General features: G+C 70.9%; 17 protein-coding genes and 1 pseudogene. 3 read left to right on the plus strand and 15 right to left on the minus strand.

Annotated features, from left to right (window positions below; all coding sequences use genetic code 11):
* Positions 1-91: 91 nt before the first annotated feature.
* Positions 92-1,021, minus strand: a complete 930-nt coding sequence (locus tag ACWEJX_RS15125; RefSeq protein ID WP_451607885.1) for a hypothetical protein — start codon at positions 1,019-1,021, stop codon at positions 92-94.
* Positions 1,022-1,143: 122 nt separating this feature from the next.
* A complete protein-coding gene (locus tag ACWEJX_RS15130) occupies positions 1,144-2,007 on the minus strand; it encodes an SDR family NAD(P)-dependent oxidoreductase (protein ID WP_451607886.1) in 864 nt (287 codons plus the stop codon).
* Positions 2,008-2,211: 204 nt separating this feature from the next.
* On the opposite strand from ACWEJX_RS15130, the gene ACWEJX_RS15135 reads away from it, so the two are divergent.
* Complete coding sequence (locus ACWEJX_RS15135) at positions 2,212-2,847, plus strand: DUF2165 domain-containing protein (protein WP_451607887.1); 636 nt, start codon at positions 2,212-2,214, stop codon at positions 2,845-2,847.
* Between the two features lie 128 nt (positions 2,848-2,975).
* On the opposite strand, the gene ACWEJX_RS15140 is transcribed toward ACWEJX_RS15135, so the two are convergent.
* The 10 genes and pseudogenes from ACWEJX_RS15140 to ACWEJX_RS15185 all read right to left on the minus strand — a co-directional run bounded on the left by ACWEJX_RS15140 (position 2,976) and on the right by ACWEJX_RS15185 (position 8,886).
* Positions 2,976-3,386 carry a gas vesicle protein K gene (locus ACWEJX_RS15140; protein WP_451607888.1) on the minus strand — a complete coding sequence of 137 codons (411 nt, stop codon included), beginning with the start codon at positions 3,384-3,386 and terminating at the stop codon, positions 2,976-2,978.
* Positions 3,387-3,528: 142 nt separating this feature from the next.
* Positions 3,529-3,690: pseudogene (locus ACWEJX_RS15145) on the minus strand (gas vesicle protein); the annotation flags it as partial.
* On the minus strand, positions 3,687-4,493 hold the full coding sequence (locus ACWEJX_RS15150) for a GvpL/GvpF family gas vesicle protein (protein WP_451607889.1): 807 nt from the start codon (positions 4,491-4,493) through the stop codon (positions 3,687-3,689). The gene ACWEJX_RS15150 and the pseudogene ACWEJX_RS15145, both read right to left, overlap by 4 nt.
* 4 nt (positions 4,494-4,497) lie before the next feature.
* Complete coding sequence (locus ACWEJX_RS15155; protein WP_451607890.1) at positions 4,498-5,022, minus strand: gas vesicle protein; 525 nt, start codon at positions 5,020-5,022, stop codon at positions 4,498-4,500.
* 27 nt (positions 5,023-5,049) lie between these two features.
* Positions 5,050-6,282: an SRPBCC family protein gene (locus ACWEJX_RS15160; protein ID WP_451607891.1), complete on the minus strand. Its 1,233-nt coding sequence runs from the start codon at positions 6,280-6,282 to the stop codon at positions 5,050-5,052.
* Positions 6,275-6,901, minus strand: a complete 627-nt coding sequence (locus ACWEJX_RS15165; protein WP_451607892.1) for an ABC transporter substrate-binding protein — start codon at positions 6,899-6,901, stop codon at positions 6,275-6,277. Before ACWEJX_RS15165 ends, ACWEJX_RS15160 begins: the two co-directional genes overlap by 8 nt.
* A gap of 71 nt (positions 6,902-6,972) precedes the next feature.
* A complete protein-coding gene (locus ACWEJX_RS15170) occupies positions 6,973-7,227 on the minus strand; it encodes a gas vesicle protein GvpG (RefSeq protein ID WP_451607893.1) in 255 nt (84 codons plus the stop codon).
* Positions 7,228-7,261: 34 nt separating this feature from the next.
* On the minus strand, positions 7,262-7,975 hold the full coding sequence (locus ACWEJX_RS15175) for a GvpL/GvpF family gas vesicle protein (protein WP_451607894.1): 714 nt from the start codon (positions 7,973-7,975) through the stop codon (positions 7,262-7,264).
* On the minus strand, positions 7,975-8,436 hold the full coding sequence (gvpJ, locus tag ACWEJX_RS15180; protein ID WP_451607895.1) for a gas vesicle protein GvpJ: 462 nt from the start codon (positions 8,434-8,436) through the stop codon (positions 7,975-7,977). The genes ACWEJX_RS15175 and gvpJ overlap by 1 nt, the downstream gene beginning before the upstream one ends.
* Positions 8,437-8,472: 36 nt before the next feature.
* Positions 8,473-8,886 (minus strand): gas vesicle protein GvpO, encoded by a 414-nt coding sequence (locus ACWEJX_RS15185; RefSeq protein WP_451607933.1) that lies wholly within the window; start codon positions 8,884-8,886, stop codon positions 8,473-8,475.
* Between the two features lie 308 nt (positions 8,887-9,194).
* Here ACWEJX_RS15185 and ACWEJX_RS15190 point away from each other — a divergent pair, with 308 nt between their 5' ends.
* Both ACWEJX_RS15190 and ACWEJX_RS15195 read left to right on the plus strand, forming a co-directional pair.
* On the plus strand, positions 9,195-9,461 hold the full coding sequence (locus ACWEJX_RS15190; protein ID WP_451607934.1) for a GlsB/YeaQ/YmgE family stress response membrane protein: 267 nt from the start codon (positions 9,195-9,197) through the stop codon (positions 9,459-9,461).
* Between the two features lie 80 nt (positions 9,462-9,541).
* Positions 9,542-9,709, plus strand: a complete 168-nt coding sequence (locus ACWEJX_RS15195; RefSeq protein WP_451607896.1) for a CsbD family protein — start codon at positions 9,542-9,544, stop codon at positions 9,707-9,709.
* A gap of 292 nt (positions 9,710-10,001) precedes the next feature.
* Here the strand turns inward: ACWEJX_RS15195 and ACWEJX_RS15200 are convergent, their stop codons facing one another.
* The 3 genes from ACWEJX_RS15200 to ACWEJX_RS15210 all read right to left on the minus strand — a co-directional run bounded on the left by ACWEJX_RS15200 (position 10,002) and on the right by ACWEJX_RS15210 (position 13,823).
* On the minus strand, positions 10,002-12,134 hold the full coding sequence (locus ACWEJX_RS15200; protein WP_451607897.1) for a xanthine dehydrogenase family protein molybdopterin-binding subunit: 2,133 nt from the start codon (positions 12,132-12,134) through the stop codon (positions 10,002-10,004).
* Positions 12,135-12,291: 157 nt separating this feature from the next.
* Positions 12,292-13,293 (minus strand): FAD binding domain-containing protein, encoded by a 1,002-nt coding sequence (locus tag ACWEJX_RS15205; protein WP_451607898.1) that lies wholly within the window; start codon positions 13,291-13,293, stop codon positions 12,292-12,294.
* On the minus strand, positions 13,290-13,823 hold the full coding sequence (locus ACWEJX_RS15210; RefSeq protein ID WP_451607899.1) for a 2Fe-2S iron-sulfur cluster-binding protein: 534 nt from the start codon (positions 13,821-13,823) through the stop codon (positions 13,290-13,292). The genes ACWEJX_RS15205 and ACWEJX_RS15210 overlap by 4 nt, the downstream gene beginning before the upstream one ends.
* Positions 13,824-13,843: the final 20 nt, after the last annotated feature.

Genomic DNA, 13,843 nt, shown 5'->3' on the forward strand with positions numbered 1-13,843 from the left:
CGCCCGTGGATGGCTCCGCAGTTCGCCCGTGGATCGCTCCGGACGACACCGCGACACCGGACCTCGTGTCTCCCGCCCTGTGCGCCAGGGACTACGGAACGCGTACGGACTCGGGAACGCGCACGGGCTCCGGCAGGCTCCCCGGCTCCGGCGCGTGGCTCTCCGGGGCTCCGAACCAGGCCACCGCGACCGCGCCCGTGACCGCCAGGACGAAGCCGAGGACGGCCAACCAGGTGAAGCCCGGGCGCGAGGCGTCTCCCAGCCACCACACGCCGATCATCCCCGGCAGCACGGTCTCGCCGACCACGAGAGCCGCCGTCGCCCCGTTCACCGAGCCGACTTGCAGCGCGACCGTGTGCAGGTACATGCCGCCGACGCCGGCCACCACGATCGCGTACAGCGCCGGGTCCGTCAGCACGGTGCCCGGCGCGAAGGGGGCGATGCCGTTCAGGATCCGCACCCCGACCCCGAGCGCGCCGAAGCCGAGACCCGACAGAAGGCCTGCGAGGATCGCCGCCCGGGCGCCGAGCACCCGTACCAGGGCCGTGCCGCCGGCCATCAGCAGCAGCGAGACGGCGAGCAGCCACCAGTGGGTCGAGATCGGGGTGCGCCCGCTGCCTTCCGGGCCCGCCGCGCTCGCCAGCAGCACCAGGGCCGAGCAGACCGCTCCGATCGAGGTCCACTCCGCTCGGGTCAGCCGAATGCCGAGCAACCTCACGCCGAGGACGGCCGTGATGACCAGGTTGGCGCTGATCACCGTCTGCGAGAGGAAGAGCGGGAGCATACGGGCGGCGAGCGCGCCGAGGCCGAAGCCGACGAAGTCCAGAATCGAGCCTCCGACGAACTCCCAGGTCATCGCGGCTTTCGCGGTCGACGACAGACTCGGCCCGCCGTGCTGGGTGAGCTGCCCCGCCGCGGCCGCCTCGCGCCGGGCGGACTTGCGGGAGCCGAGCGCCTGCAGTACCGATCCGGTGCCGTAGCAGATCGAGGCGGCGACGGCGGTCAGCAGTCCTATGAGCACCAGCAGGCTCCCTTCACACGGGGGTCGGTCCGCCCGGTTCGTTCTCCGCTAGGCAGACGTCGTATCGGGCTCCCGCGTTGCCTCCGGCCTCCGATCCCGACCTCCTCGGCCGTGACCGTCGGTCAGGCGCGCGGGACGCGCGGCTCCAGGCGGAACTCGAAGCCGAGGGTGCCCGGGTCCAGTGCGGTCGCGCCGCCGTCGACGGTGAGCACCGCGCCGTTCACGAACGAGGCGGCGGGTGACAGCAGCCAGGCGACGGCCTCCGCGACCTCTTGCGGTTCACCGGGCCGCCCGGCCGGCAGGACTCGGGTCACCTCGTCGTACGCCGCCTCCAGACCGTTCCCGCGCAGACCGTTCCCGTCCAGACCGTTCCCGTCCAGACCGTTCCCGCCCAGGCCGGCCTCGTCGGCGAACCGGTTCATTCGGCGGTCCGCCATGTCGGTGCGCACCCAACTCGGGCACACGGTGTTGGCGCGCAGCCCCGCGCCCCCGTAGTCGACCGCGAGCGAGCGGCACAGCTGGAGCAGCGCCGCCTTGGAGGTGGCGTAGGCGGCGTTCCCGACACCGTTGCGCAAGGCGGACACCGAGGCCACCGCGACCACCGCGCCGCGGGCGTGGAGCAGGTGCGGGAGCGCGGCGCGCAGCAGCAGGAACGGACCGGTGAGGTTGGTCCGCATGACCTCGTCCCAGTCCTCCAGGGTCACCTCGCCGACCCCGCCGCCCCGCCCGATGCCGGCGTTGAGCACCAGACCGTCGAGCCGTCCGTACCTGCCGACCACCGTCTCGACGAGCGAGGCCACCGCGGCGGGGTCCCGGACGTCCGACGGTACGGGCAGGGCGCCGGTCTCCTCCGCGACCAGCCGCAGCGGCTCGGGTCGGCGCCCGGACACCGCCACCTTGTGTCCCGCCCGGGCCAAGGCCCGCGCGGTCGCGGCCCCGATCCCCGTTCCGCCCCCGGTCACCAGGTACACGCGCTCGTCCGCCATGTCTCACGCCTCTCCCGCGTCCCGCCCGCCGTCTCGCCGTCCCGGTGATCTTAGGGGGGAGCGGAAGGCGGCCCGGTAGGCCTGCGCCACATGACCGCCGGGTGAAGCCGCGGCGGGCGGCTGGAAGGCCGTACCGGTGGGAGGGGTAGGGACGGTACGACCCACGGTCCACGCGTCCGCGGGACGACGAGGAAGGACACATCCATGGCACAGGCAGACCGGCCGACCGACACCGACTCCGGCGCCCGTTCCCCGGGAACGGCCCCGACCACCCGGCGCAGCCGGCTCCTCCGGCTGGGCGCTCCGCCCGTCGCGGCGACCGCGCTGACGGCGACCGTCGCGCTCCACATGACCCTGGTCGCCTTCGGGAACATCACGGACTTCGGGACCAACCAGCAGTTCGTCCAGCACGTCCTGAGCATGGACACCACGTTCCGGGACCCTGACCTGACGTGGCGTGCGGTCGAATCCCCCGCCCTGCAGAACGCCGCCTACGTCGCCGTCATCGTCTGGGAGGCACTGGCCGCGGCGGTCCTCCTCGCCGCCACCTGGCTCTGGATCACGGGACTGCGCCGCGACGCGTACGACCGCGCCCGTGCGGCAAGCACGGTGGGGCTGGTGATGGTGCTGCTGCTCTTCGGGATGGGCTTCCTCGCGATCGGCGGCGAGTGGTTCGCCATGTGGCAGTCGTCCGACTGGAACGGTCTGGACGCCGCTGCCCGCAACGTCGCGCTGGCCGCCTTCACGCTCCTCGTGGTGCACCTGCCCGGCTTTCGCCGGCCAGGTGCCGAACGTACTCGGGCGCGGAGCGGGCGTCCCGGCGCCGGAAACTTCGGCTGACCCCGTTGCCGGCGGCCTGCCGAAGGCGGACTCGCGGACCAGTCGTCCGTTTCCCGATGGCACACCTCGGACAGGTCGCCTCGCCCAGGACAAGCGCCCCGTCCGTCCCCCCCTCGGTATGACAGCCGTCAGGGCGGCAGGAGCGTGCCGAGGGGGCCGAGATCGAGGTTCAGGTCTTCGAGGGTGAGGTCGTAGCGGTCACAGAGGTCGATCATCCGGTCGTGGAGGAGCATCAGGGTGAGGCCGAGCCTTTCTTCCTGTTCGTCGGTCAGGTCGCCCTGATCCACGCGATGCAGAGCCTGACGCTCCATCAACTGCCGCAGCAGTTCGACGATGGTCAGAACGAGTTTGATGAGGTCACGCTCCACGGTGTCGGGGTCGCTGTGGACACGGCGAGCAGCGTGCCGCGCCCCTCTTCCCACCGCCGACAGATCGTCCGTGCGCGCCGGCAGCAGGGAAAAGGCACGCTGTGCGGCCGCGGCGACCTCGTGACGGCGGTCGGCCTCACCAGGGCCGGTGCGCTCAGAGGGGCCGGTCATGACGCGGTGTCTCCAGTTCTTGCACCGCGGCTTCTCGCGGCGGAGTCTCCTGCAGGCCCGGCGGAGTGTCCTGCACACCCGGCGGAGTCTCCTGCACGCCCGGCATGAGTGACGTCAGGGCCCACTGATCGTCTCCCTGGGCTGCGACGATGACCGCACGCAGGGAGATCTTGACCAGGTCGATGTCCGCGATCGACAGGACCAGGTCGCCGGTCAGCACCACGCCGCCGCTCAGCAGCCGGTCGAGGAGGTCGATGAGCGCCACCTGCCGCTCTGCGAGCGCCTCCTCGTCACGTGTCCTCACGGCCGGCGCACCTCCTCCGGCGCCTCCGGGTCCGTGAGCACCGCGAACGAGTAGGGAGCCCACGGCCCGGTGATCTCGACCCTGACCCCCTTCAGGTCTCGTGCTGAGCGCAGGACGAGTTCACGGAACTCGCCGGAGCGCGTGCGCGGCACCAGATAGGAATCGTTGGCCACGTTCTCCCCTGTTCCGATGGCGAGCCGGCCTTGCTGATTCCGGTGGCGCGCGCGTTCCACGGCCACGTCGCGCACCTCGGCCTCGATCCTGCGCACCGCCTCGGCCGCGGCGGTCCAGGCGGCTCCCTTCTCCTCGCGCTGCTGCCTGCGGCGACGCAGGTAAGCCCGCCCGGGGTCGGGGACGTCCTCGGTCCCGTCGTCCTGCGGGGCGGCCCCCTGGGGGACCTCGGCATAGACCTTGACCCCCCATTCCACGTGGCCGGCGAATCGGTCCAGCATGCGGTCGAAGATCGTCTCTCCCCGGCGCAGAACGTCGCGCACCCGCTCGTCGTCCAGGTAGACCGTCGCCAGTCGCAAAGGGAGGACGGTGGTGCAGGCCGCGAGGACCTCCACGACGCCGTGGTGAGCCCGCGCCACGCGTTCGAGCCAGGCGAGATCCTCCAGGTGGACCTTGAGCGCCGCTTCGGAGAAGTCGCTCTCCGGTACGGAACTGACCGCGGCCGCCGCATCGCCCGCCCGGACGATCCTCACCGTCCCCGACGCGACGCCTTCGACGCCCCGCAGCACCTCCGCTTCCAGGGCTGCCGTCGGGCGCACGACGGCGTATGCGTAGCTCAGCTGCCCGTCCATGACGTCAGTCCCGCCGCTCCTCGTTCTCGGCCGGGTTCTCGGAATCGTCGCGAGGCCGGGCCTTCTTGCCGGTCGACTCCCGTCGTCTCGTCCTGTGTTCGGGAGCGCCTCGTGGCTCGTCCGCCTCAGAAGCACCCGCACCCTCGGACGTACGGCGCCGGCGGCCCCGGGATCCTTCCGGCAGCTCCGACCGGGGTTCGGGGCGGGCGCGAAGCGCCTTGACCTCGGCACGAAGGCGCTTGTTCTCCTCTTCCAGCTCCTTCCCGTGGCCGGCTCGCGAGGACAGTGCCGGATCGTGCTCCCACCAGTCGATGCCGATCTCCCTGGCCTTGTCGACCGAGGCGACCAGGAGCCGAAGCCTGATGGTCAGCAGCTCGATGTCGAGCAGGTTGATCCTGATGTCGCCGACGATGACGATGCCCTTGTCCAGCACGCGTTCCAGGATGTCGGCGAGGTTCGCACTCTGCTGCTGACCGTAAGGGGACAGGGAGCGCGCGACCGAGGGGCCTTCGGAGTCCGATGCGTCCACGATGGATTCGACCTCGCTCCCTGGGCGTCAGCTCTTCCGGCTTCGACGACTGCTGGGGCGTTCGTCCACGTCTTCGCCTCCGGCCTCATCTGCGCCCTCGACCTCTTCTTCGCCGTCCTCCTCGTCCTCGTCCTCGTCTTCGTCCTCGTACTCGTCTTCGTCTTCGTACTCGTCCTGGTACTCGTCCTCCGGTCCTTCCTCGCGCTCCTCCTCGTCCTCGTCCTCCTCCGGGGCCTCGTCCTCGTACTCGCCCTCGTCCGCTTCGTCGCCGCCCTCGCCCCCGGCTTCGTCCGCGTAGCCCTGGCCCTCTTCAGAGGCGTCGTCCCGCGCTTCGCTGTCTTCTTCGTCCTCGTCGGGGCCGGAGACGACCTTGCCGTCGCGGATCTCGCCGCGCCAGCCGCCCGTGGCCTCGCCCTTGATCATGACGAACCTGCGGAAGGCCTTGAGGTCGAGCCGAGCGCGCCGGCCCTGTGCCCGGACGAGGCTGCCCGCCTTCTCGACCATGCCCTTGGGGAAGTACTCCATGACCAGCAGGACCTTGGTCAGGTTCTCGCCGAGCGGGTGGAAGGTGACCACGCCTCTCGTGGTGCCCTTCGCGCCCTCCGAGGTCCACGCGATGCGTTCGTCGGGAATCTGTTCCGTGATGGTCCCCTTCCACGCCCGGGTCGCCTTTCCGACCTTCACCTGCCACTGGCTCGTCGTCTCGTCCTGCTGCTCGACGGACACGACGCCCTTGGCGAAGCTCGCGAACTCCTGGAACTGGGTCCACTGGTTGTACGCCTCGCGCACGGGGACGCCGATGTCGATGTCCTCGATGACCGTCATGCTCTTGTGTCCCGCGTCGGAGGCCGAGGAGCGGGGCTCGTGCGTCCTGGCGCTCTTCACCTTCTCCACCTTCTCCGCGAGGACGTCCTTCGTATGAGCCGCGGTGTCCTTCGCATGGGAGGTCGTGTCCGCGACCCGCGCGGCCGCAGAAGTGAGTGCCGCCTTGCCCGGCGCGTGCTCGACCAGTCTTCTGCCGCCCTTACCCGCCCCACGCGCCAGGGCACGCGGGCCGATGTGCGCCTCGCCCAGCTTGCCTGCCGCGTCGCCTATGCGATGGCCCACGCCGGCCAGCACCTTCTCCAGGCGTGCCTCGATGTAGGTCTCGAACTCTTCTGCCAGCCGGTTCGCGCCGGGAGAGCGGCTCAGCGTCTTCTGCGCGCCGGAGGTTCCCGCGGAGCCCTTCGTCCCCTGCTCCGAAGCCCTTGCGTCAGGCATCGTCCCGCCTCCTGGTACTCCGTGTACGGGTGCCCTTCGACGCGCCGGACGCCTTCTGGGCCGGTTGCTTCGCCGTTTCCGCGGTCCTGCCGGTCCTGCCCGCCGAGGCCGTACGCCGAGAGGCGGTCGTACGCCGCGGACGGGGCTCGGGTTCCTCGTCCGCGTCGGACGGCCCGCCCTCCTCGTCTCGCGTCTCCTCGTCTCGCCCCGCTCGCTCGGTGGCGTCCTCCTCGGGCTGCTCGTCGTGACCGGCGCCGTCGTCGGGAGGCTCGTGCTCGTCGACCTCGTCGACCTCGTCAGCCTCTCGGCCGTCCCCCTCGTCCTCGTGTTCTTCTCCTCGCAGCCCCTCGGTTCGCCTGTGCAGGGCGTCGGCCAAGTGCTCGGCCTTGGCGTTGAGCACGGTGGTGGCCGCCGTCTTCCCCACGGACATGAGCTCGCCGCGAACCTGCTGGTTCACGTTGCTCAGGAAGGGCGATGTCGCGATCGACTTTTTCAGCTGTCCCGGCTTGATACGCGATCCGGCCAGCGCCATGGCCAGCCCGAGCGCGAGTTTGGCCTTCTTCGTCCGGCCCAGCACATAGCCGCCGATCAAGGCAGTGCCGATCTTGGCGTTGTTCATGACGATGCTTCTCTCCTCGCCCGCGGCCCGGGCCCCTGGCGCGCTTTTGGGGAAGCAAGGCCCCAGCAGCGCTACGTACCGGCGGCCCCGGCCTTTCGGAGCTGGTACGCCCTGATCTCCTCCAGTCGCTGCAGGAGCGACTCCTCTCGATCCTTGAACTCCTCCTCGCTCACGCGACCGGCCTCTCGCTCTCGTTCGAGCTCAGCGAGCTGCTCTTGAACGGGGCCCGGGTCGTAGTACTCCTGCTCGGCGGCCTGCACGACCTTGTCCAGAACCCATCCGACCCCTCGGAAGGGGGCGGCGGGCAGTGCGAGGATCTCGGTCACCAATCCCACGGTGCCTCCCTCTGCATGGCATCTGTCAGGCGAAGCTGTACGGGGGCAGCGGCCCACGGATCCGGATCTCGACTCCCTCCGGCAGTCCCTCCAGCACCTCTTCGCTGGCTTTCGTGAATTCTTCGGCTCGTTCCCGGTCGACGAGGAACGACGCACTGAGGAAGTACTGCTGGGACGGCTCGGACAGCCGCTCGGCCGTGGCGAGCGGCCTCAGCGCCTCAAGCACCGATTCAGCGAGAGTCCCCTGCCGGGCCAGCATCTCGTCGCTCAAGAGCTTGCCCAGTTCGAGCCGCTCCTCGTAAGTACCGCCGCCGTCGCGCGTCGCGTCGTTCAACTCACGAACCCGCTGGGACTCCTCGGCGATCCGCCGTATGGCGGCTTCCTCCTCCTCGACTCCCTTCACGTTGAACTCCACGCGGTCGGTGAGTTCTTCGAGGCGCTGGGTGAACCGTTCGGCGCCTTCGTCGAGTACCGCGCGAACAGCGTCGTCGTCCTCTGCGACGAAGCCGAAGCCCAGAGGCAGTGTGACGCCGTCGCTCCACAGGCGCGTCTGTACGTCGTAGTGCGCCTCGACGTCCGGGCGATTCGCGCTGATCTCCTCAGGAGTCTCACTGACGACAGCGCACAGGTCCCCCTGGCATACGGTGCGCACGGTGGTCCCTTCGCCACCCACGGCCCTGAGGCCGTCGAGGCGGAGCGGATGTGACGACTTGGTAATCGCGTAGACGTAGAGAGCCATCACTGTTCGCCGTCCTCGGAGGAGCGCCGTGCCGTGCGGCGCTCGTGGCCTCCGTCACCGGCGCGTTTCCCGCTGTGGCGAGGTTCCTTCTCGCGCTCTTCGTCGCGATTACCGGTGAGGGAATCCGTGAAGGCCTCGACAGCTCCGGTGAGCGCGCCCTTGGTCTTGCCCTTGGATCCCGACTCGGTCGTCTTCTCCACGACGTCCGTCAACTGAGCCGGGGCGTTGCGGCCGCTCTCCAGGTCGAGGCGGTTGCACGCCTCGGCAAAGCGGAGATATGTGTCGACGCTGGCCACGACCACGCGGGCGTCGACCTTCGCGATCTCGATTCCGACGAGAGACACGCGGACGAAGGCATCGATCACCAGGCCGCGGTCCAGGATCAGCTCGACCACGTCATAGAGATTTCCAGTGCCTCCGCCCTGTCCGGGCACCCCGCCACCCTGTTGCACGACAGACACGTCGACCTCCCTAAGGCCTGAGGGGCGGCATCACGCTCAGCTCTTTTCCTTGTCGACCTGAGCACGTGTGTATCGTTTGCCGCGTTCGTAACCCAGCAACTGCCCGTCCGGCCCCAGCGCAACCTCATAACTTGCGAGGATGCTGGTCGTCTCGGGAATTCGCTCAAGCTCCACGACTTCGATCTCTGCCGCCCACCCCTGATCCGTCGGCTTCAGAGACGACACGGACTCGGGAGTCCGCCCCAGAAGTTCCGTGAGCTGCTCGACGGCATACCGCAAGGCGTCTGCGGGCGGCACTCGATCCTGCTCGGACTTCGCCGCCGACTCTCTCGTGGCAGGTTCGGACTCGGTCTCGTCGGACTCGGTCTCGTCGGGCTCAGGCTCATCCGTCTCGGAATCCGTCCCGTCCTCCGTTGCCGCGTCTGCTTCACCGGCCGGCTCTGAGTCGATACCGCCTTCAGGATCGCTCTCCGGCTCCGGCTCCGGCTCCGGCTCGGGCTCCTGCTCCGGCTCGGGCTCGGGCTCGTCGGGATCATGCTTCTTGCGCTTTCCGACGGTACTCGTGACAGTTCACCGCCAAAGTTGGCATTTGCATCCTTGGTATCCAATCCAAATTCCACCATATCCGCGTTATTTGGCGCCCGCCATGATTGGTAATGGTCAATATCCCTCCTTGCTGCTTACCTCGCATGTGTGTGGAAAGTTCGGGAAGTTGCAGGGTGAACAAGGTGTACGAGGTGTACGAGGGAGGCGCATCCATGGAAGTTTCCGGAATCTTCAGCGCTCTCGTGATCGGGACCGTCATCGGCCTGCTCGGCCGATTGGCCCTTCCTGGTCGGCAGCACATTCCGATCTGGCTCATGATCCTCATCGGTATCGCTGCGGCGCTGGGCGGTTCTGCCATTGCCCATGCGGCCGGAGTCGACGACACGAGCGGAGTCGACTGGATCGAATGGCTCATCCAGATCGGACTGGCCGCGATCGGCATCGCTTTGGTGGACAGGGCCCGAGCAAGAAGGACGTGATTGCGTCGACAATGGGTGGGTAACCGCCGTGCAACCCCTTCAAGGGGCTCGGAAGCAAATCGGTCGAGGAGCTGATCCGCGTGGCTGGGGGCAAGAGGATTCGTGGCAAGGCCCAGGAAACGAAGGGCAAAGCGAAGGGCACCGGGGACCGGGTGGCAGGCAAGACGAAGCAGGTCGTCGGTGAGACCGAGAGGAACGTGAAGGGGACGATCGAAGAGGCGAAGGGCAAGCTGCGTCGCCGAACGTGACGGCGACTTCATGATGGAGACCGGCCCGGACGGGAGTGAGGGGCGTCCGGGTCGCTCATGTGATCGCTCTGCCGTTCCGACGCGGCCGAGCTCTGACCGGCCCTGCTCCCCTCTCCCAACGGCGACCTCGGTCGGTGCTGCCTCCACGGCCGGGGACCGGGAGGTGGCGGCGTGAGCGCGTCCACGACGCGGTGCGCCGGACTGAGACCGGTCCGCGCCACCTGCGACCACCACCGCTGGCACACCACACTGGGCGGACACCCCCCATCAGCCGCGTCAACGACGCTGCGGGTCAATACACCTGGGGGAGGGGCGCCCGGGCGGTGAGCAGCGGGAGGAGGTGGTCGGGGGTCAGCGGGAGGGCTCGGAGACGGACGCCGCATGCGTGGTGGACGGCGTTGGCGATCGCAGCCGCCGTGCCGACGATGCCGATCTCCCCGAGGCCCTTGCTGCCCATCGGGTTGAGGTGGGGGTCGTGCTCGTCCACCCAGTGGGCCTCGATGTCCGGCACGTCGGCGCAGACAGGGACGTGGTAGGAGGCCAGGTCGTGTTCGCGGAAGTCGCCGAAGACGAGGTCCATGGTGCTGTGTTCGGTGAGAGCCATCCCGAGCCCCATCGTCATGCCGCCGATGAACTGGGAGCGGGCGGTGCGCGCGTTGAGGACCCGGCCCACGGCATAGACGCCGAGCAGCCGGCTCACCCGGACCTCGCCGGTGACGGTGTCGACGCGGACCTCCGCGAAGTGGGCGCCGAAGGCGTGGCGGGCGTACGGGGACGTCCGCCCCGCCTCCTCATCCGTGTCCGCCTCGACCGTGACGCCCTCGGGCGGCAGCGGACGACCGGGGTCGGCGGCCAGGGTCGCGCGCAGTGCGGCGCAGGCCTTGTGTACGGCCCAGCCCCAGGACGCGGTCCCGGAGGAGCCGCCGGCGACGGGGGCGTCGGGCAGTCGGCTGCTGCCGAGTTCGACGCCTACGGAGTCCAGCGGGGCGCCGAGGGCGTCGGCGGCGATCTGGGCGAGGACGGTCCGCGCCCCGGTGCCGATGTCGGTGGCGTCGACGCGGACGACGAAGCGGCCGTCCGGGGCGGCGTGGGCGGAGGCGCGGGACGGGCTCAGGAGTACGGGGTAGGTGGCGGCGGCGACACCCGTACCGGTCAGCACGTCCCCGTCCCGCCGGACGCCGGGGCGCGGGTCCCGGTCCGCCCAGCGGAACCGGCGCGCGCCGTCCCGCAGGCAGGCGGCGAGGCCCCGGCTGCTGAACGGTTTGCCGCTGTCGGGCTCGGTGTCGGGTTCGTTGCGCAGCCGGAGCTCCACCGGGTCGACGCCGACCGCCTCGGCGAGTTCGTCCATGGCCGCTTCGAGGGCGTACATCCCGGACGCCTCGCCGGGGGCGCGCATCCACGACGGGGTGGGCACGTCCAGGGCCACCACCCGGTGGGTGGTGCGGCTGTGGGGAGAGGTGTACATGGTGCGGGCCGGGACGGCGGCCTGTTCGACGAACTCCTTGACCGTGGACGTCTGGGTGACCACGTCGTGGGCGAGGGCCGCGATCGTTCCGTCGGCGGCGGCGCCGATGCGGACGCGCTGGATGGTGGGCGCGCGGTGCCCCACGGTGGCGGGCAGGTCACGGCGGCGCAGGGCGAGCCGGACGGGCCGGCCGGTGTGCCGGGCGGCCATCGCCGCGAGGACGGCCGGCGGCCGAGGGGTGCCCTTGGAGCCGAAGCCGCCGCCCACGTAGGCGGAGACGACGGTGACCTTCTGCCGGGGCAGCCGGAACAGGCGCGCGAGGACGTCCCGTACGGTCGTCGCGCCCTGGCTGGAGTCGTACACGGTCAGGCCGTCCTCGTCCCACCAGGCTGTGGCGGCGTGCGGTTCCATCGGGTGGTTGTGCAGGGCGCCCATGGTGTAGGTGGCGTCGATGCGGACCGGGGCCGCGGCGAAGGCGGTGTCGAAGTCGCCCCGCTCGCGTACGGCCGGGTGGCCGCCGTTGGCCTTCTCGGGCGTGTAGAGACGCGGGTGGTCGGCGTTCAGCCGGACGTCGTGCTCGCTCGGCGCGTAGTCGATCCGCAGCACGTCGGCGGCGGCGCGGGCGTTCTCGGGCGTGTCGGCGACCACTACGGCGACGAGCCAGCCCCGGTGGGGGACCCGGTCCTCCTGGAGCAGCGCGAGCGTCGGGTCGTCGGCGTCGCCGAGGCGCGGGGCGTTCTCGTGGGTGAGGACGGCGTGTACGCCGGGGCGCTGCAGGATCTCGTCGGAGTGGACGGCGGTGACCCGCCCGCGGGCGACGGCGGCGGGCACCGCGCAGGCGTGGAGGCAGCCGGGCGGCGTCCGGTCGACGGCGTAGCGGGCCTCGCCCGTCACCTTCTCGCGGGCGTCACGCCGGACGGCCGCCGGGGGCGGCGCGGTCGCGGGTTCGTGGCGGGTCATGGCGTGGTGCCTCCTCCGGTCGGCGTACGGCGGGGTGTGCGCGGTCGGACGTTCGGCGGGCAGACGGATGCCAGGCAGACGGATCCCGGGCGAGCGGGGCGACGCCGGGCAGGACGTCAGGGGGGCGGGGCACAGGGGTGCGGGCGAGTCGTGGTCGTCACGGGGCGGCCGCGGCGGCGCGGGACGCGAGGTCACCCAGGAGGCTCACGGCGAGGTTGCGGGCCAGCGGCACCTTGAAGCCGTTGTCGCGGAGGGGCTCGGCGGCGGCGAGTTCGGCGTCGGCGGCCCGCCGGAAGGTCTCGGTGGTGGCCGGCGCGCCCCGCAACACCTCCTCCGCCGCCCGTGCCCGCCAGGGCTTGTGGGCGAGACCGCCGAAAGCGAGGGCGGCGTGCCCGACCTGGCCGTCCTCGACGGTCAGGACGAGGGCTACGGAGGCGAGCGCGAAGGCGTACGAGGCGCGGTCACGGGCTTTGCGGTAGGCGCTGAGCGCGCCGGGCGGCGGCGCGGGGAGCGTCACGCCCGTGATGAGTTCGCCGGGCGCGATGACGGTGTCCAGGTCCGGGCGGTCGCCGGGCAGCCGGTGGAACGCGGCGACGGGCACCGTCCGCTCGCCGTCCGCCCCGCGCAGCCGGACCTCCGCGTCGAGGGCGGCGAGGGCGACGGCCATGTCCGACGGGTGCGTGGCGACACAGTGGGCGGAGTGGCCGAGGACCGCGAGGTCCCGGTGGACACCCTCCCGGGCGGGACAGCCGGAACCGGGCAGACGCTTGTTGCACGGCGTGGACGTGTCCTGGAAGTAGGGGCAGCGGGTGCGCTGGAGGAGGTTGCCTCCGGTGGTGGCCGCGTTGCGGAGCTGGGGCGAGGCGCCGGCCAGCAGGGCCTGGGACAGCACGGGGTAGCGGGCGCGTACGGCGGGGTGGGCGGCGACGTCGCTGTTGCGCGCGGTCGCCCCGATCAGCAGCCCGCCGTCGGGGGTCTCCGCGACGCCGTCGAGGGGCAGGGCGCCGAGGTCGACGAGCAGCGGCGGGTCGGTGACGCCCAGCTTCATCAGGTCCACGAGGTTGGTGCCGCCCGCCAGGAAGCGGGCGCCGGGGTGGGCCGCGAGGTGCGCGACGGCCTCCTCGGTGCGTTCGGGGCGCACGTACGCGAAGGGCTTCACCGTGCGGCCTCCTCGATCGCGGCCACGATGTTGGGATAGGCGCCGCAGCGGCAGATGTTCCCGCTCATGCGCTCCCGGATCTCGTCCGGCGTGAGGGCGACGGGCCCACCCGGCAGGCGTTCCGGCGGTGTCACGTGCGACGGTTCGCCGCGCGCCGCCTCGTCCAGCAGGGCCACGGCCGAGCAGATCTGGCCCGGTGTGCAGTAGCCGCACTGCAGGGCGTCCCGGGCGACGAACGCCTCCTGGACCGGATGGAGGCGCTCGCCGTCCGCGAGCCCCTCGACGGTGCTGACGGAGCGGCCCGCGCACGCGACGGCGAACAGCAGACAGCTGTTCACGCGCCGGCCGTCGAGGAGGACGGTGCAGGCACCGCACTGCCCGTGGTCGCAGCCCTTCTTGGTGCCGGTGAGGTCGAGGTGGTCGCGCAGCGCGTCAAGGAGGGTCGTGCGGTGGTCCAGGGTGAGCGAGCGGTCCGTTCCGTTGACACGCAGCGCCACCGTGGACGCGCGCTCCGGCAGGGTCTGGTCCACCGGTCTTCCTCCTCACCTCG

Source organism: Streptomyces sp. NPDC004788 (genome assembly GCF_053601115.1).